Origin of the sequence: Acinetobacter suaedae, assembly GCF_008630915.1 — a bacterium.
Lineage (GTDB): Bacteria > Pseudomonadota > Gammaproteobacteria > Pseudomonadales > Moraxellaceae > Acinetobacter > Acinetobacter suaedae.
This window is the reverse complement of sequence record NZ_CP043909.1, coordinates 1,933,580-1,950,468: the sequence shown is the minus strand read 5'-3', so window position 1 is coordinate 1,950,468 and position 16,889 is coordinate 1,933,580. Positions and strand designations below refer to the sequence as shown.

Annotated in this window: 17 protein-coding genes; 7 read left to right on the top strand and 10 right to left on the bottom strand. The window is 37.4% G+C overall.

Annotation, left to right across the window (positions count from 1 at the left end; all coding sequences use genetic code 11):
• Nucleotides 1-102 precede the first annotated feature (102 nt).
• Nucleotides 103-894 carry a DUF4198 domain-containing protein gene (locus F2A31_RS09135; RefSeq protein WP_215899250.1) on the top strand — a complete coding sequence of 264 codons (792 nt, stop codon included), beginning with the start codon at nt 103-105 and terminating at the stop codon, nt 892-894.
• A 46-nt stretch (nt 895-940) separates the two neighbouring features.
• Here F2A31_RS09135 and F2A31_RS09130 read toward each other — a convergent pair whose 3' ends face one another.
• The 3 genes from F2A31_RS09130 to F2A31_RS09120 all read right to left on the bottom strand — a co-directional run bounded on the left by F2A31_RS09130 (nt 941) and on the right by F2A31_RS09120 (nt 3,730).
• Nucleotides 941-2,266 (bottom strand): TrkH family potassium uptake protein, encoded by a 1,326-nt coding sequence (locus F2A31_RS09130; protein WP_150026125.1) that lies wholly within the window; start codon nt 2,264-2,266, stop codon nt 941-943.
• Between the two features lie 18 nt (nt 2,267-2,284).
• Nucleotides 2,285-2,935: a potassium channel family protein gene (locus F2A31_RS09125; RefSeq protein WP_150026124.1), complete on the bottom strand. Its 651-nt coding sequence runs from the start codon at nt 2,933-2,935 to the stop codon at nt 2,285-2,287.
• A 138-nt stretch (nt 2,936-3,073) separates the two neighbouring features.
• Nucleotides 3,074-3,730, bottom strand: a complete 657-nt coding sequence (locus tag F2A31_RS09120) for an epoxyqueuosine reductase QueH (RefSeq protein WP_150026123.1) — start codon at nt 3,728-3,730, stop codon at nt 3,074-3,076.
• A gap of 243 nt (nt 3,731-3,973) precedes the next feature.
• Between F2A31_RS09120 and F2A31_RS09115 the strand changes: the two genes are divergently transcribed.
• Complete coding sequence (locus F2A31_RS09115) at nt 3,974-4,894, top strand: LysR family transcriptional regulator (RefSeq protein ID WP_004638659.1); 921 nt, start codon at nt 3,974-3,976, stop codon at nt 4,892-4,894.
• 95 nt (nt 4,895-4,989) lie between these two features.
• Here the strand turns inward: F2A31_RS09115 and F2A31_RS09110 are convergent, their stop codons facing one another.
• Both F2A31_RS09110 and F2A31_RS09105 read right to left on the bottom strand, forming a co-directional pair.
• The gene (locus tag F2A31_RS09110; protein ID WP_075315724.1) at nt 4,990-5,445 is read right to left on the bottom strand and encodes a DUF441 domain-containing protein; all 456 of its coding nucleotides are present in this window, start codon (nt 5,443-5,445) and stop codon (nt 4,990-4,992) included.
• Nucleotides 5,446-5,569: 124 nt separating this feature from the next.
• Nucleotides 5,570-6,016, bottom strand: a complete 447-nt coding sequence (locus F2A31_RS09105) for an Rrf2 family transcriptional regulator (RefSeq protein ID WP_150026122.1) — start codon at nt 6,014-6,016, stop codon at nt 5,570-5,572.
• Nucleotides 6,017-6,124: 108 nt separating this feature from the next.
• Between F2A31_RS09105 and F2A31_RS09100 the strand changes: the two genes are divergently transcribed.
• Nucleotides 6,125-7,003 carry an NAD(P)/FAD-dependent oxidoreductase gene (locus tag F2A31_RS09100; RefSeq protein WP_150026121.1) on the top strand — a complete coding sequence of 293 codons (879 nt, stop codon included), beginning with the start codon at nt 6,125-6,127 and terminating at the stop codon, nt 7,001-7,003.
• Nucleotides 7,004-7,065: 62 nt separating this feature from the next.
• On the opposite strand, the gene F2A31_RS09095 is transcribed toward F2A31_RS09100, so the two are convergent.
• Nucleotides 7,066-7,926 (bottom strand): hypothetical protein, encoded by an 861-nt coding sequence (locus F2A31_RS09095; RefSeq protein ID WP_150026120.1) that lies wholly within the window; start codon nt 7,924-7,926, stop codon nt 7,066-7,068.
• A 453-nt stretch (nt 7,927-8,379) separates the two neighbouring features.
• On the opposite strand from F2A31_RS09095, the gene F2A31_RS09090 reads away from it, so the two are divergent.
• Nucleotides 8,380-8,940, top strand: coding sequence for a TetR/AcrR family transcriptional regulator (locus F2A31_RS09090; protein ID WP_150026119.1), 561 nt, complete (start codon nt 8,380-8,382; stop codon nt 8,938-8,940).
• A 92-nt stretch (nt 8,941-9,032) separates the two neighbouring features.
• On the opposite strand, the gene F2A31_RS09085 is transcribed toward F2A31_RS09090, so the two are convergent.
• Nucleotides 9,033-9,812 carry a ferredoxin--NADP reductase gene (locus tag F2A31_RS09085; protein WP_150026118.1) on the bottom strand — a complete coding sequence of 260 codons (780 nt, stop codon included), beginning with the start codon at nt 9,810-9,812 and terminating at the stop codon, nt 9,033-9,035.
• Between the two features lie 100 nt (nt 9,813-9,912).
• Here F2A31_RS09085 and tsaA point away from each other — a divergent pair, with 100 nt between their 5' ends.
• Nucleotides 9,913-10,656, top strand: coding sequence for a tRNA (N6-threonylcarbamoyladenosine(37)-N6)-methyltransferase TrmO (gene tsaA / locus F2A31_RS09080; protein WP_150026117.1), 744 nt, complete (start codon nt 9,913-9,915; stop codon nt 10,654-10,656).
• A gap of 30 nt (nt 10,657-10,686) precedes the next feature.
• Nucleotides 10,687-12,465 carry a GspE/PulE family protein gene (locus tag F2A31_RS09075; protein WP_150027748.1) on the top strand — a complete coding sequence of 593 codons (1,779 nt, stop codon included), beginning with the start codon at nt 10,687-10,689 and terminating at the stop codon, nt 12,463-12,465.
• A gap of 77 nt (nt 12,466-12,542) precedes the next feature.
• Here the strand turns inward: F2A31_RS09075 and hemP are convergent, their stop codons facing one another.
• Nucleotides 12,543-12,713 (bottom strand): hemin uptake protein HemP, encoded by a 171-nt coding sequence (hemP, locus tag F2A31_RS09070; protein ID WP_004638676.1) that lies wholly within the window; start codon nt 12,711-12,713, stop codon nt 12,543-12,545.
• A 176-nt stretch (nt 12,714-12,889) separates the two neighbouring features.
• Between hemP and F2A31_RS09065 the strand changes: the two genes are divergently transcribed.
• Nucleotides 12,890-13,801, top strand: coding sequence for a thiamine phosphate synthase (locus F2A31_RS09065; protein WP_150026116.1), 912 nt, complete (start codon nt 12,890-12,892; stop codon nt 13,799-13,801).
• Nucleotides 13,802-13,803: 2 nt separating this feature from the next.
• Here the strand turns inward: F2A31_RS09065 and F2A31_RS09060 are convergent, their stop codons facing one another.
• Together F2A31_RS09060 and mrcB are read right to left on the bottom strand one after the other, a co-directional pair.
• Nucleotides 13,804-14,358 carry a tetratricopeptide repeat protein gene (locus tag F2A31_RS09060; protein ID WP_150026115.1) on the bottom strand — a complete coding sequence of 185 codons (555 nt, stop codon included), beginning with the start codon at nt 14,356-14,358 and terminating at the stop codon, nt 13,804-13,806.
• 18 nt (nt 14,359-14,376) lie between these two features.
• Nucleotides 14,377-16,776 (bottom strand): penicillin-binding protein 1B, encoded by a 2,400-nt coding sequence (gene mrcB / locus F2A31_RS09055; RefSeq protein ID WP_150026114.1) that lies wholly within the window; start codon nt 16,774-16,776, stop codon nt 14,377-14,379.
• Nucleotides 16,777-16,889: the final 113 nt, after the last annotated feature.

The window sequence follows — 16,889 nt, the reverse complement described above, 5'->3', positions numbered from 1 at the left end:
ATGATAATTATTTTCATTTATGTATAATGCTGTGCATAGAATAATTGGCTGAACCACTACGCTTAATCAATGAGTAAGTGGATGAAAGGATGGGAAACAACTGTGAAAAAATTATTGATAGCATCATTGGCTCTAATCTCATGTTATAGCACTGCACACGAACCTTATGTTGCACCAGTAGCATATCAAACCACCAATACGCAGGTTGCAATTTTGGCTGGTTATGCTGAAGAAGCTTTGCATAGTGAATATGCATTAAAAAGTCCGAAGTTTGAAATCACCGATCCAAAACAAGTTAAAAGCACGATAGAGGCAGACTCAAAACTGGGAACGGCTACGGTATTTGATTTGAAATTACCTGAAGCGGGGACTTATCGAGTACAAACCACAGCAAGCTATCCGTTGAAATATGTGCAAGATCAAAAAGAATGGAAATTGTTCTTTGATATGGCAGCGGATAAAGCACCTGCAAAATCTGAACGAGATTATTTGATCCCTGCCGATCTTAAAACTAAGAAAATTAATCCAGTGGAAGTTACTCGTGAATGGACCTTATTGACCTACGTGACGAAGGAAAAAGCTTCACCTGTACAGCCAATCGCAGCGCCGATTCAAGTTGAGTTTTCAACACATCCGAATGAACTAAAAGCTAATCAGCCTACAAAAGTAAAAGTTGCGAAAGCAAATCAACCTTTAGCCAATGCAGAAGTTGTAGTCCGTGCTAAGGGGGCAACGGATGAACAAGCGCAAACACTAAAAGCAGGCACTGATGGATCTGTAGATTTAATATTCCCACGCGCAGGTGAATATTTAGTTGAAGTTACAGAGTCAGTTGATAGCAAGAAAAAACCAAGTAATCAGTTTTATAGCATTATTAGTTTATCTGTAAATTAAAGGTATATGACAAAGGCTAAACATTGTTTAGCCTTTGTCATGATATTCATCCAATTTGAATATTTGTAGATGGATATTTAACACGACTTTTCCGTGGTGTTGCTATTAAATATGCTAGGGTTAAAGGTCCTAGTCTCCCTGCAAACATAAGCGTAATGATTACAATAAGACTTCCATCATGCAGTTCACCTGTCGCGCCTCGTGATAATCCAACAGTGCATATTGCGGATATGACTTCGAACAGTAAATCTAGAAACTGTAGTTTGGGTTCGAGTAAAAGGATAACAAAAAAACCTACAAAAATTAAAAGTCCAGTGATCAAAGCAACGGCAAGTGCTTTGTAAGTATTTTCTTTGGAAATAGAATGCCTGAATAATCTAACTTCATCATTGCGTTTTAGAAATGCTACAACACTTAAAATTAAAACAATAAAAGTACCAATTTTTATGCCACTGGCTGTACTTAAAGATCCGCCCCCAATGATCATGAGCAACATCACTAATAAGGTAGTAGAGTCATTCAAGGATGCTGTATCTAAGGTATTAAAACCAGCTGTACGAGGTGTTGTAGCTTGAAACCATGCATTTGTCATTTGCTCAGTTGCGCTCATTGTCCCTAAGGTTAGGGTATTATTTGCTTCTAGTATCCATATAAGAATAAAAGCAACTAAGTTGAGTATTAGCGTTGCTAAAATGACAATCTGGCTATTTAGTGATAGTTTTTTCCAACGTTTATTTTGTTTAATATCCATTAGCACTAAAAAGCCTAAACCACCCAAAATGTACAAGAAACTGATACTTAAACAGATGATATAGTGGCTTTGCAAGCTCATTAGACTATCTGAAAAAATTGAAAAACCTGCATTGTTAAAGGCGGAAATACTAAAGAAAACAGCATAATATAACCCATGTGCAAAACCATATATTGGTGTAAAAGCAATGGTTAAAATTAATGTGCCAATCAATTCAAAAATTAATGAATATATGACAACACCCTTTGCTACAAATGTAACTTTGGATAGGCTGGTTTGCCCTAGACTGTCTTGAGCCATAATTTGCTGCTTTAAACCGAGTTTGGGGGACAGGCTTAATGCAGCTAAAATTGCAAAAGTCATAAAACCAAATCCACCTAATTGGATCAGTAATAAAATCACGATTTGTCCAAAAAGTGTAAAACCTGTTCCAGTGTCTATAATTGCAAGTCCAGTGACAGTAACAGCAGATGTTGCCGTAAATAATGCTTGGAGCCAGCTAACTTCAACTTCGGCTGCGATGGGGAGTTTAAGGAGAATAGTGCCAAGAATGATAAAGCTGAGAAAGCCCATTGCTAATAATGCAGGTGGGCTAAAATTAAGTATTTTTTGACTTTTCATTATAGAAACTTTTCAGATTTAGATGAAACTATTAGATATTTTTTTAAGGTAGGGAAGTAGTCCCTCTAAAATTAGAATATCATTCGTTTTGAGGGTGAAGTTATTGTCTATCTCATAAAATACATCTTGATTACGTTTAATCAATAGTGCTTTTACTTCTGGAACACTTTGCATGATACCAAATAGGTTGATACCGTTGAGTTTTGGTGAAATAGGTATATTGATAATATAACGATCATCTTCTAAATACATATAACGGCTGACCATCGGGTAGTTGAGCGCTTGGGCAACGCGAACACCCATATCTTCTTCAGGATGAATGATTTTATCAATATTTAAATGAGAAAGAATTGTATGATGAGCTTTTGTTTTCGCTTTAACCCAGATTTTATCGATACCTAAATTTTTAAGATTAAGCACACAAAGGATACTTGCTTCAATATCTTCACCGATGGCAACGACAACAGCATCACAATTTTGGATATTGAGCTCTTCGAGTACATGTTCATCTGTCGCATCGGCAATAGCAGCATGTGTAATTTTCTCTGCGATACTTTCAACATGGCGCTTAGTAATGTCAATGCCAATAACATCATGGTGTGATTTTGTAAGTTCAAGTGCAACAGTTGCGCCAAAACTACCTAACCCAATAACTGCAAATTGAGCCATGTGTTTCCTTGATCAATAAAAATTATTTGCGCAAAATCTTAGTTTATATTGTAGAGGAAGTCTAAATAAATTAAATTTAATTTAAATAATTAATTGATAAATATTAACTTATTTGTTTTTAGCTCCCTCATATTCTATCTATTCATCCATCGCATTGCTGTAAAATTTTACACCCAATTTAATGCGATCACGTCCATTACTCATACGCCAGCGATTGGTGTCTCTTAACGAGTAAACACAACCACAATACTCTTGTTGATAGAATTCTTCTCTTTTACTGATTTCTAGCATACGTACTGCACCGCCATGCTTGCGCCAATTATAGTCCCAATATTCGATATTAGGATAATGTGCAGCGGCGCGGAGACCACAGTCATTGATTTGCTGCATATTCTTCCAGCGAGAAATCCCCAATGAGCTGCTAATCAAGCTAAAGCCATGTTCATGGGCATATAATGCGGTTCTTTCAAAACGCATATCAAAACACATCGTGCAACGGATGCCTTTTTCAGGTTCATTCTCCATGCCTTTGGCGCGAGCAAACCAATTATCGGTATCGTAATCACAGTCGATAAAAGGAATATTATGTTTCTGCGCGAAACGAATGTTTTCTTCTTTTCGGATTAAATATTCTTTGACTGGATGGATGTTTGGGTTATAGAAAAAAATCGAAAAGTCGATACCAGATTCGATGAGGGTTTCCATGACTTCACCAGAACATGGCGCACAGCAGGAATGTAATAGTAATTTATCATGACCTTTAGGTAAGGTTAGTTTTTGGCGTTCAAGAGACATGTTTAACAAGAGAAATAAGTGAATTATTGATTATTGTAAAAGTTTTAGGTGACACAAAACTCTGAATTTAGTGAAAATTTTTCAGCATAAAATGAAATTAATTTAACTTAAAAAAATGTAAAAAGTTCAAAATATTTTCTCGTGTATGCGCTGTTTAATATGTGAATGATAAAGTAAAGTCATATTGAGGTAAGCTAATTAATTTTATGTTAAGATGAAATAAATTCAATTTTGGTTTTGGTCGTGTTAGAGCTTCGTCATTTAAAAACACTGATTGCTTTACGAGAGCATGGTTCATTGGTTGCTGCTGCAGCGGATTTATGTTTAACGCCATCCGCGATTTCTCATCAACTTAAAGAATTGGATCATTGGTATGGGGTAGAGGTGGTAAATCGTCGCAGTCGTCCCGTGACTTTTTCCAATGTCGGACAACGCCTACTCAAGCTTGCAGATGATATCTTGCCGCAAGTACAGATAGCCCAAACGGACATTACTCGGATTGTGCATGGGCAGACAGGACGTATTATTTTTTCTTCCGAATGCCATAGCTGTTTTGATTGGTTGATGCCATTATTAAATCAATATCGTCACCAATACCCAGATGTGGATTTGGACTTTGCAGCAGGTTTTGAATCCAATCCACATGAGTTGTTGCAAAATGCTGAATTTGATTTATTGATTACAGCTGATCCTATCGCTTTAAAAGGGATCGAATATTTCCCAATTTTTGAATATGAATCGCGTTTAGTTTTATCCAATACACATCCACTTGTGCGAGCCGAACAAGTTACAGTGCAGGACTTAGCTGAACAGACCTTGATTACTTATCCAGTTGATAAACATCGTTTGGATATCATGGCGCACTTGTTTATTCCTGAGAATATCCAGCCTAAACATATACGGACAACAGATTTAACCCAAATGCTTATTCAGTTGGTTGCCAGTGGGCGGGGCGTAGCGGCTTTGCCTGATTGGGTCGTGAATGAATATGAACAAAAGGGTTGGGTTGTCAGTCGCCGCTTGGATTGTGTTTCACCGCAGGGCCTAAGACGTACACTGTATGCAGGCTATCGAACTGAAGAAAAAGAGAAAAATTATTTTGAGGGCTTTTTAAAGCAATTAGAAAAATTTTCAAAAAAACGTACGGTATATTACGAACGCTAATATATGGTGGTACCCAGAAAATCACTTAGGAGCAGGGTTGTTTCTAAGTGATTTTTCACTTTTCTCAGTGTCCTTACTTATGGTTGAATCGTTGACTAGGATTTTCCAATCAAAAGTGAAAGGATACCTGCTGCGATCAAAGGACCTACAGGTACACCACGGAGTAATGCAACCCCTGCAACTGTACCAATCAATAGGCCTGCAATGACATCGGGTTGACTGGTCATAAGTTTCATGCCACGACCGCCCAGCCATGCAACCAATAATCCTATGGCAATGGCGATTAAAGACTTCACGCTGATGAAAGACTTTAAAATATTATCGCCACTGATCTTGCCACTCGCAATCGGTGCGAGGACACCAATGGTTAGAATAATAATTCCAATATTTAAGCCATGTTGCTGGATATAAGGGAAAAATTGGTCTAAAGGTGTGAGTTTCACCACAATCAATACAGCAGCAGCTATCGTAACCGCCGTATTGTGACTAAAAATGCCACAAGCAAGTAAGATGATGAGTACCAATAAATTAACATCAAGCTGAGAAAACATATTGAGAAGAAAAAGCAATAAAGTTGAATTGTATCGTAATTTGTGAAGCTACCTACCAATAATTTACATGATGGTAAAACAAGCAGATTCTTTGATCTACTTTGTCTCTGCTGTCATTAAGATTTTATGCATGATAATTATGCATTTTGGCTTGATAGAGTTGATCAAATGCGTATGCAAGGTCAGCAAGTGTCGTTGCTTTTAATTTTGCTAAAAGAATATCTTGTGCTTGTTGCATCGCATCTTCTAAGGCCGCATTTACAACACGTTCAACACCACATTCTGGATTTTCTCGTTCATTACCGATCGCGAAAATGGTTGGTTCACCTACTGCATTATAAATATCTAATAATGTTGTTTTTTCTAAGTCAGCTATAAGATGCCAACCTCCTTTGGGTCCCTTTACCGATTGTATAAAACCTGCATTTTTTAATCCTGCCATTGTACGTCTGACGACTACAGCATTGGTTGAAAGCATATGCGCAATTTCTTCCGAAGTAAAAATCTTATTTTCTCGTGCCATATGAAGTAAGACATGGAGCATTCGAGAAAGTTTGCTATCGGTACGCATAGGAATATAAGGCTAATTTAGAATTGAGACACTAATGTAACATTAAAAGTTGCAAATATAAATAAAAGGCATTATTGTAACTTTAAAAGTTACTTAATGGTGTTTGAAATGAATTACGATGTGGCAATTATTGGCGGTAGTTATGCCGGTTTGGCAGCAGGCTTACCATTGGGTCGTGCAAGAAGAAAAGTCGTAATAATAGATGCAGGACAACGTAGAAATCGCTTTGCAGATCACTCACATGGTTTTCTAACACAAGACGGCACACTTGCGAGCGAAATCGCACAGATCGCCAAGCAGCAATTACTTCAATACCCAACAGTGGACTGGATTGATGGGCAGGTAAAGCGGTTAGAAAAAAAAGATGATCTTTTTCATATTTGTATTGATGGTACACAGGCGGTAAGTGCGAAAAGAATCATCATTGCAACTGGCGTACAAGATCAACTGCCTGAGATCACGGGGCTTAAAGAACGGTGGGGCAAAAGTATTTTTCATTGCCCTTACTGCCATGGTTATGAGTTAAATCAAGGAAAAATTGGGTTAATTGCAAGTTCTGAGCATTCAGCCCATATGGCAATGTTATTACCCGAATGGGGGAGCGTGACCTACTTTTTGAATGGTCAACCTTTAGCTGCTGAAACAGAATTACAGTTGATTGAACGAGGTGTCGTGATTGAAAAAAGACCTGTTGCAGAAATTATTGAACACAGCACAGTTGTGCTGTCTGATCAAAATCATATTACTTTTGAGGGGATATTTGTCACAACGCGATGTGTAATTTCTCAAGATTGGATACATAAGCTCTCATGTGAGTTAGAGCACAACCCGATGGGAGAAATAATAAAGACCAATGCTTTAAAAGAAACTTCGATATCAGGTGTATTTGCTTGTGGAGATGTAGCTCGATTAGGTGGGTCTATATCTTTGGCTGTAGGTGATGGGACGATGGCAGGTGTTGCCGTACATCGATCACTCGTTTTTTAGCCTAACATAGGGGGTTTAAAGGTCATATTCACAATGCATGTAGAAATGACCTTTTATCCACATTAAGCAAGTTTTCGATTTGCTTCGTATTGGTAGCTAGAAATTTGTTCATCCCAAAATCTTTGCCAAAGGTCACAATACTCTAAGCAAAGATCATGGATTAGGTCATAGTCAGACTCGACGCAAGCCTGAGCCAAGACAAACCATAAATCATCTTCATGGTCATCATCAGCTGCTTCGGCGGATGCATCATGTGAGACGCCATGGACATAGTAATAACCACTATCTACATTAAAACCTACAGCCTTGGTTGCTTGACGCAGTGCAGGACTAAAGAGAATAACTTCTTCTTCGGCAACTGCCAGTAAAGCTGTTACGGCCTGATAATGATCAAAAGTATTTTCTAAAAAAGTACGAACTTTCTGCGCAATAATCGAAGGTTGATAGTTGTTACGTTCTGATTGTGTGAGTTCAAAATCATCAAGCACATCTTCAAATAAGGGATAATGTGCGTATTCAGGATTACCTGAGTAATATTGATTCTTATCTAAAGCAGGACGAAAACCGAATTCATCTAGAATGTTAAGATTTAATAAAAAACGAGGATACATTTTAGAACCAGCGAAAAGCCTTGGCTCTAGTTGTTTTGTTTGGAACTGAGCCATCAGTAGTGCATCAGTGAAAACTTGTACGATCGCATGTCGATATTCTAAGTGAATATGTTTTAACGTTTCTTTATCAATTAAACCATCGTTCAGAAGTTGAATAGCAGGGTGTTTTGAAACAGGATGCTTTGAAATTTCTGCTCTTAAATTGTTAAGAAAGTCCAAATTCTTGTTCCATACTTCTGCAGAAACACTATTCCTCATACCGTCTATAGCTTTCTGCCTCGGATTGTCAAAGTTCTCAAATATTTTTGGCATAGTTTTTACTCAATGAATTAATAAATATTATTGCTTTTCCAATGATATAGTTCGATTTTTTTTGGTTGTTTGTGAATATAACTATTGGTCCAACCAAAGATCTTTTTATTGGATAAAATAAATATAAGGTGATTTAGGAGTGAAATCAATTTATTAAATATGCTAAAAAATAACCATATAGATTAATAAATAATCATAAAATAAATAAAAGGTGAATTACTTCACAGTAATGTTTGAAAATATTTTCTAATAGAAAAAAATATTTACAAATCATCTTGTGTGTTTTTACCTTTTTGCTTAACGTATAATGGTGGACTTGAGTAGAAATACTATATTTTCTACTGTGTTCATGGAATAATATGAACAAATGCATAGTCGCCAAAGTTTATCAGCCTATAAACTATGCCTAAATAATATATTAAGTTTATATTATAATTTGAAAAGGATAATAAAATGTCAAAAAAAGAAGATATTATTGCAACGGCTCTAAACCTCTTCAATCGTCATAATTATAGTTCAATTGGGGTGGATCGAATTATTAGTGAGTCAGGTGTTGCAAAGATGACTTTCTATAAGTACTTTCCATCTAAAGAAAATTTGATTGAAGAATGTTTATCTAGAAGGAATAAGAGTATCCAAGAGGCAATTGAACAAGAACTCAGTCAACTGGCAGAAGATGACTATATAGGTAAGATTAAAGCTGTTTATTTCTGGCATTTATCTTGGTTTAATTCAGATGATTTTCATGGTTGTATGTTTCAAAAAGCATCCTTAGAAATATTACAGCAATATCCCTCTATTATTCGTCCGATAGCTGAATATAGAACATGGCTGATGGCGTTAGTTGAGGATTTATTTGAAAAGGCAAAAGTATTCCAACCGCATGTCTTAACTGCAATGTATATCAATATATTAGATGGTATGATTGCCTATGCAAAGGTGAATGAAGATCATGATGAAATAGAGAAGTGCTGGTATTATATTGAACGTTTGATATATTTAGAAGCAGCTTGATTTTGGCATGACATATTGAATAAGCTGGATTTAATAAAAAAACCGAGTGGTTTAATTCACTCGGTTTTTTATATTGTGTAGGCGTTTAAATATTATTTCTCAACGAAAGCACGCTCAATAACATAATCACCCATCACCCCCATACGTGGAGATTCAACGAGACCATGTTGATCTAGAAGAGCAGCAACATCTTTGAGGAATGCAGGGCTACCACAAAGCATTGCACGATCAGTTTCACGGTTGAAGCGAGGTAAACCAATTTTTTCAAATAATTCACCTGTTTCAATTGCTGTTGTTACACGACCTTGTGTATGGAATGGTTCACGAGTAACGGTAGGGTAATAGACTAACTTGTCTTTAATTCCGAGTTCTTCGAAAAACTCATGATTTGGTAGGTCATTCAAAATCAGGTCTTGATAAGCAAGTTCAGAGATATAACGTGTACCGTGTACTAATATCACTTTTTCAAACTTCTCGTAGGTTTCTGGATCTCGAATAAGTGCAAGGAAAGGAGCAAGGCCTGTACCAGAAGATAAAAGATATAAATTTTTACCTGGCAATAAATCATCATGTACTAAAGTACCAGTAGGTTTTTTTGAAATCAGAATTTCATCACCAACTTGAACTTTTTGTAAAATAGATGTTAAAGGGCCATCTTGTACTTTAATTGAGAAGAATTCGAGTTCTTCTTCATAGTTCGCACTTGCAATCGAATAAGCACGCATTAAAGGCTTGCCATTCACTTCAAGTCCGATCATCACAAACTGGCCATTTTTAAAACGTAAGCTTGTATCGCGTGTGGTTTTAAAACTGAAAAGTGTGTCATTCCAGTGGTGAACATGAGTAATGCGTTCAACGTTAAAAGCAGCCATTAAAGGTCTCGATCACATATAAAAGAAACAGATTGCTATTCTAATCTAAAATCATTCTCGATAAACTGAATATATTTAATTGTGTTTATAAGAAAAAGTGATGATTGACGCTGTAACGATGCCAATAATTGGTTATATGCATTCACCTTATCGTGAAAAATTTGGTATTCCACGACAGCCAAATCTAGTAGAAGTCGAGTGCTTTATAGAGATGGTAGAGCCATATAACGATTTGTTGGCTTTCGAAGGCTTAGAGCATTTCAGTCATTTGTGGTTGGTGTGGCAATTCCATGATAATAAAAAGATTGATAATAGTTTGGATAGAAAGTCAAAGTTTCGTGCACAAGTACGTCCACCACGTTTGGGAGGGAATAAAAAAATAGGAGTTTTCGCAACAAGAAGCATGTATCGTCCATCTCCAATAGGCTTATCCGTAGTACGTTTTCTTCGTGTGGAAAAACATGGCAAAACTGTTCGTTTATACGTCACTGGAGCAGATCTATTAAATGGTACACCGATTTTAGATATTAAGCCTTATATTCAGTATTCAGACGCAATCAGCGACTCCGTGAGTGGTTATGCTCAGGAACAACCTGTACGTAAGTTGATACAATGGACGGAAACTGCTCAATTGCAACAGCTTCAGTTATTCAGGCAAGGTATTTTAAATAAAAGAGTATTAGACGAACTCGAACAAGTGTTATCTTTAGATCCTCGTCCTGCATATCAAGATGATGCATCGCGAGTATATGGAATGTGTTTTGCAGAATTGAATATTCAATTTACAGTTGATGAATGGAAAATCTTAATTGTAAATGTAGAACAAGCAAATTTAAAAATATAAATGGGTTATAAATTTGGGGAAATAACGGTGATGCAAGCGCAAGCAAAATTTTCAAACTTTTCTTTTACAGTGGATGTGACATGGTGTTTAGAGCAATTACAAAAAGATGGACTCATTACTGAGCGTGACAAACTACTTATCCAGACCACACATCGACAAAAAGAACAATTGAAATGGCATCCATTACAATGGATTGCAAATTTTAAATTAAAAGATCAGCTAAATCCTACGGCCACATTAAATTTAAGCCGTTTAAGTCAGTGGCTAGCTGAAAAAGCTGAGATTCCCTTGTTTGTAATTGATCCATTAAAGGCAGATGTAACGGCGTTGACCAGTGTTATGTCTCAAGAGTTTGCGGTTAGAAATCATATTCTAGCAGTCGAAGTGCATGCTGATCGTATTTCTATCGGAACGGATCAACCATTCTCAACAGAATGGCAGAATAATTTAGAGCGGAGTTTAGCACCGAGAAAAATAGACAAAGTTTTTTTGAATCCTGAACAATTACAACGTTATTTGCATGAATATTATCAAGTTAGTCGGGCTGTCAATTCATCACAGAATACCAATACATCTGAGCGTAATAATAAAGGGGTAGAGGCGCTTTTACAGTTAGGCGATACACAAAATCCAGATGCGAATGATCAACATATTGTTAAGTTGGTGGATTGGGTATTTCAATTTGCATTTGAGCAAGGAGCTAGTGATATTCACCTAGAACCACGTAAGGATACAGGTAAAGTACGTTTCCGCATCGATGGGGTATTGCATACAATTTATAATATGCCTGCAAATACACTAACAGCGGTTATTTCTCGTATCAAAATTTTGGGTCGGATGAATGTTGCTGAGAAACGCAAGCCACAAGATGGTCGTTTAAAAACGCGAACACCGAAGGGACAAGAGACAGAATTGCGTCTTTCTACTTTGCCGACTGCTTTTGGTGAAAAGTTGGTCATGCGTATTTTTGATCCAGAAGTGTTAGTACGGAGTTTTCAACAGCTTGGCTTTGAAGGGCAACTATTACAAAGTTGGAAACAGCTCACGCAACATAGTCACGGAATTATTTTGGTGACGGGACCTACTGGTTCTGGTAAAACCACAACACTATATTCATCATTGAAACAATTGGCGACTGAACAAGTCAATGTTTGTACCATTGAAGATCCGATTGAAATGCTTGAACCCAGTTTTAATCAAATGCAGGTCAATCCAAACATTGAGCTAGGTTTTGCTGATGGGGTTCGTGCTTTAATGCGCCAAGATCCTGATATTATTATGGTGGGAGAGATTCGTGATCATGATACAGCTAATATGGCGATTCAGGCAGCATTGACAGGACATCTAGTATTATCAACGCTTCATACCAATGATGCGCCGTCGAGTTTGACTCGTTTGCATGATCTTGGTGTACAGCCTTTTTTGACTTCCGCCACTATTTTAGGTGTATTAGCCCAGCGTTTAGTACGTCGATTGTGTCCTAATTGCAAACAAGAAACCCCAATGAATGAACAAGAGTGGGAACATTTAACTTTTGATTACATGATGGATATGCCAACGACGATGTATAAGGCTGTAGGGTGTGAAGCTTGTCGTTATACAGGTTATAAAGGGCGTATTGGCATTTATGAGTTTATGCCTGTGAGCTTAGAATTGAAATCTATGATTAGTGCACATGGCACACTCAATGATCTCCGAGTTCAAGCAAAAAAAGAAGGTGTAGAACCTTTACGAATTGCGGGTGCTCGGAAGGTGATTGAAGGCACAACAACTTTGGAAGAGGTTTTAAGGGTAGTTCCATTGAATTAAAAATTAGGAAATAAAAAAAGCAGTACGCGCTGACATACTGCTATTCCCACGTTTATTATTATCCGTTTTTTATTATATTACTTAGTTAAAATCAGGCGGTTATTGCGAGTCAAACGCAAACGATATTCTTCCCCAGCATGCATGATACGAATTTCACGTCCTAAAGCAAAAAGGTTATTTGAATGCAGCATTGGTAACGATTGAGCTGAGTCTGTGCTACGAGTGAATAAGTTAAATGGTGCGTTCATTTGTTGTGCTCCGTGGTGTGTTTTTTAATGATTTAAATGATAATCATTATCGAATACGCCTGTCAACGAAATTTTTGCTAATTTACAAAATCATTTATTATTTTTTTATTTAGGATATGTAATTGATTTGTCTGGTTCCTTATACTTTTTATAAATCTTAGAGATATTAAACTTTTATGACTAAAGCGATTGTTGAAGTTGCGATTGCAATTCTATTGCATAAATCAAAAGTGCTTGTTGGATGGAGGCAGGCTGATCAGCATCAGGGGAATAAGCATGAATTTCCAGGTGGTAAAGTCGAACAGAATGAAACACCTGAACAAGCGTGTAGGAGAGAGGTGTACGAGGAAGTCGGAATCGGTTTAAAAGATTGGCATAAATTTGATGTTATTCAACATGAATATGATGATTTGATTGTACGTTTGCATTTATTTCATGCTTATGTTCCAGAAGAGTTGTTGGATTTAATTCATCAGCCATGGACATGGTATAGTCGAGATCAATTGCAAAGTTTAAATTTTCCGAAAGCGAATAAAACGATTATCGAGCGATTGGTATGGTCACACCTAATTAAGATTAGTGATCTTTTGCCTACATTGCCAGATCGTGATGCACAATTTTATTGGCGTAATAAAGATCAAACCATTGCAGAAGTCCAACAACAATTATTGCAATTAACTGATCTGCAATTAAATAAATTAATTATCAATATTAGTCTTTGGCAGCAGTTTAGTTCTGAGTTACAAGCAAAAATTCAGACGATTCATCTAAAACAGTCACAGCTTATGGACTTAAAACGTGGTGAATTAATTGTTGGCAAACGTTTTATCGCTGCTTGTCATGATGCTGTCTCTTTAAAACATGCTCATCATATAGGTTGTGACGCTGTGTTTCTAAGTCCAGTACATCAAACTGAGACTCATCCAGAAGCAAAAGCATTAGGGTGGGATGGTTTTGCTGAATTAGCAGAGAAAAGCGATATTCCTGTGTTTGCTTTAGGTGGTGTTGCACCTAAAGAGATGGAACAAGCCCAAAAACATCATGCTTATGGGCTTGCAGGGATTCGTCAGTTTGACACGGTAGAATAAGTCTACAGAGAGCGAAGCATTCTTCTTGCCTCATCAGCTTTTACATTGTGGTTTCGTGCTTCACTAGCGCGAAGCACAATGGTCCAAAGCTGCTTTTTCATTGCATTGCTTTGTGCATAACTTAAACCACGTCTAGCGAGCGCTTCAGCATTAGCGTATTGCTTGCGTTGATCAGCAATCAATGCCAAATATAAGTATGTTTCAGAAGCCTGAGGCGCAATACGTTGTGCTTGAAGTGCAAAACGTTCAGCATCGGCAAACTGTTTTTGCTTATAGGCCGCTTGGGTTTTTTGCATTAAAGTTTTAAATGCAGGTAATTGTGTTCCATCATTACTGAATTTTTGCTGAACTCTTTGTTCGGGCACAATGACTGGAACAGTTTGCCGTTTAATCTCTTTCTGCTCATAGGGGGTGATTTTGACACCTGAAGAAGGTGGAGTACCTTTTTTGGAACTATCAGTTGCTTTAGGTGGCGTCTGAGGTGTTGAATGCTCAGGGGTTATAGTACAGCCAGCAAGTATAATCACACCTGTTAAGAATATCGATTTTTTAATCATTTCCAATCATCCTATAACTTAGTTATTGCCGCTGTAACTACCGCTAGAAATAATGCGTGTAGAAGTTTGACTGGATAAATCTGTATCCATTTGGTTTTCGGTTTCACGGATGTAATTTCCGATACTGTCGTCATTATCATCATAATCATTCTGAGGGATATAGGTTGGCTCAACCTCGTAGTGTGATTGACCACATAGGGTTGCACGACGTGGTACGGTTTGACGAAGTAGGGGAATGTACATTGCACCCTCACAACCTTGTGCAGAAAGATCACCTGTAGTGCGATCAATCCATTGCCATTGGACATTATCCGTTTGACGTAAATTGACAGGCTCTTGACGAAGTTGTCTCATGACATTAGTCCAAACAGGTAATGCACCTGAAGAACCCGTTAATCCTGTAACTTTATTATCATCTAGCCCTAGCCAAACCACAGCAACATGATTTCCAGAATAACCCGCAAACCATGAGTCGCGTGTATCGTTCGTCGTACCAGATTTACCAGCAAGATTTAAGGATTCTGGTAGGCTATTGTATGCAGATCGCCCAGTACCTGTACGCATGACTTGTTGTAAGCCGTAATTCAAGATATAGGCTGCTGCAGGATCAATCGTTTGTTGAACATTTAAACCAAATCGATCAAGTACGCGACCCTGAGCATCTACAACTGAACGAATCGAGCGTGTTGGATATTTAAAACCACCCGTTGCGAAATTCCCATAGATACTGAGTACTTCCATCGGTGACATATTTACTGCACCAAGATAAATAGAAGGATAGGCTGGAATATCTGAGTTTACGCCAAACTGTTTCAGCTTATTACTAAATGAAGAAAGACCAAACTCATTTGCTAAACGCACAGTTGAAAGGTTATAGGAGTTAGCCAGCGCTTGTTGCATCGGCACGATACCATTTTCATTGCCACTATAATTTTTTGGTGACCAGCTTTTACCACCATCAATTGGAATATTGACAGCCGTGTCTTCAACTGGGCTTGCCCATGTATAGCGACCAGATTCAATCGCGTTTAAAAAGATCACTGGTTTTAATAAAGAGCCGACCTGACGCTTGGCGTCAATTGTACGGTTAAAGCCTGTAAAATCTTGAGTAGAACCAACTGCGGCAATTAACTCACCATTTTCAGGATGAGCAACTAAAATAGCACCTTGTAAATTTTTAAGACGTGCAGGATTCCGTTGAGCTAAACGTTCAACTGAGTTTTTAAATACAGTTTGTACTTTGGTTTGTGCAATTGGATCAAGTGTGGTGAAAATTCTTAAACCCTGATTCGTTATGTCACTTTCTTGATATTCAGTACGTAATTGACGGCGAACAATATCGAGGAAGTCTGGGAATTTAGCAGGTCCAACGGTTGGTTTGCTAATAACATTGAGTGGACGAGCAATCTCATCTTGATACTCTGCTTCTGTTAAATATCCCATAACCATCATATTGTTTAAAACAACATCACGACGTTTTTTGGCTGCTTCAGGATTTCTCCAAGGATTATATAAAGAAGGGCCTTGTACTAAACCGACTAAAAATGCTTGCTGAGAAATATTGAGCTCACGTAGAGGTAAGCCGAAGTAAAATTGTGATGCAAGTCCGTAACCATTAATTGAATAATTACCATTTTGACCTAGATTCACTTCATTTAAATAAGTTTCTAGGATTTCATCTTTACTGTAATGAAATTCAATTAACAACGCCATGAGCGCTTCATTAACTTTACGTTTAAGTGTTTTTTCAGGAGATAAGTAAAAATTCTTGACGAGCTGTTGCGTCAAGGTAGATCCCCCTTGACGTTTACCACCTGTAGCGTTACTGACTAAAGCACGAGCTGTACCACGTAGTGAGACACCATAATGATGGTAAAAATTACGATCTTCTGTTGAAATTAATGCTTCAATCAGCGTTTTAGGTACACGATCAAGTTTAATCAGTACACGATCTTCATTATGTTGAGGGTAAATCCCACCGATGAGCAATGGTTCTAAACGAGCAATACCGGTATTTGAAGGTTTAGTTGAACGAATATCTCCAACACGACCATCAGAAAAACCAACTTCTAATACTTGTTCAGGTTCAGTACTATCGCCATAGTCAAAACCACGCGTATGCACATAAAGTTTATTGCCTTGAGTGACATAACTGCCTGACTTTTCGTAATTGCTCGTGTTTTTATAACCCAGTAATTTTAGTTCTTGAATGAAGTTTTCTTGGGTAATTGGTGCATTTGCATAGACTTCCAATGGACGAGCGAATACTTTAGCAGGAATATCCCAGCGCTGACCTTCAAACTTATTGCGAATAATATTATCTAAACGGATCAGATAGATACTAAAGGCAACAAATATACCGATTACTAAAATTAAAAAGATTAGGCCAATAAAACCGATACCACGTTCACACTTCATAGATTTGCGTTAAAACAAAAACAATGTGGCTAATGATGCGTAGCTTATGCGTATTTTGCAATCACAAAACTGTGAATAAATAGCAACATGCAACAAAATCTTTCAAAACAAGT

Coding starts and splice junctions, on each gene's coding strand:
- F2A31_RS09130 (WP_150026125.1), bottom strand. CDS start 2,266: ATGAAAAGTCAAAAAATACTTAATTTTAGCCCACCTGCATTATTAGCA.
- F2A31_RS09125 (WP_150026124.1), bottom strand. CDS start 2,935: ATGGCTCAATTTGCAGTTATTGGGTTAGGTAGTTTTGGCGCAACTGTT.
- F2A31_RS09120 (WP_150026123.1), bottom strand. CDS start 3,730: ATGTCTCTTGAACGCCAAAAACTAACCTTACCTAAAGGTCATGATAAA.
- F2A31_RS09110 (WP_075315724.1), bottom strand. CDS start 5,445: ATGTTTTCTCAGCTTGATGTTAATTTATTGGTACTCATCATCTTACTT.
- F2A31_RS09105 (WP_150026122.1), bottom strand. CDS start 6,016: ATGCGTACCGATAGCAAACTTTCTCGAATGCTCCATGTCTTACTTCAT.
- F2A31_RS09100 (WP_150026121.1), top strand. CDS start 6,125: ATGAATTACGATGTGGCAATTATTGGCGGTAGTTATGCCGGTTTGGCA.
- F2A31_RS09095 (WP_150026120.1), bottom strand. CDS start 7,926: ATGCCAAAAATATTTGAGAACTTTGACAATCCGAGGCAGAAAGCTATA.
- F2A31_RS09090 (WP_150026119.1), top strand. CDS start 8,380: ATGTCAAAAAAAGAAGATATTATTGCAACGGCTCTAAACCTCTTCAAT.
- F2A31_RS09085 (WP_150026118.1), bottom strand. CDS start 9,812: ATGGCTGCTTTTAACGTTGAACGCATTACTCATGTTCACCACTGGAAT.
- tsaA (WP_150026117.1), top strand. CDS start 9,913: ATGATTGACGCTGTAACGATGCCAATAATTGGTTATATGCATTCACCT.
- F2A31_RS09075 (WP_150027748.1), top strand. CDS start 10,687: ATGCAAGCGCAAGCAAAATTTTCAAACTTTTCTTTTACAGTGGATGTG.
- hemP (WP_004638676.1), bottom strand. CDS start 12,713: ATGAACGCACCATTTAACTTATTCACTCGTAGCACAGACTCAGCTCAA.
- F2A31_RS09065 (WP_150026116.1), top strand. CDS start 12,890: ATGACTAAAGCGATTGTTGAAGTTGCGATTGCAATTCTATTGCATAAA.
- F2A31_RS09060 (WP_150026115.1), bottom strand. CDS start 14,358: ATGATTAAAAAATCGATATTCTTAACAGGTGTGATTATACTTGCTGGC.
- mrcB (WP_150026114.1), bottom strand. CDS start 16,776: ATGAAGTGTGAACGTGGTATCGGTTTTATTGGCCTAATCTTTTTAATT.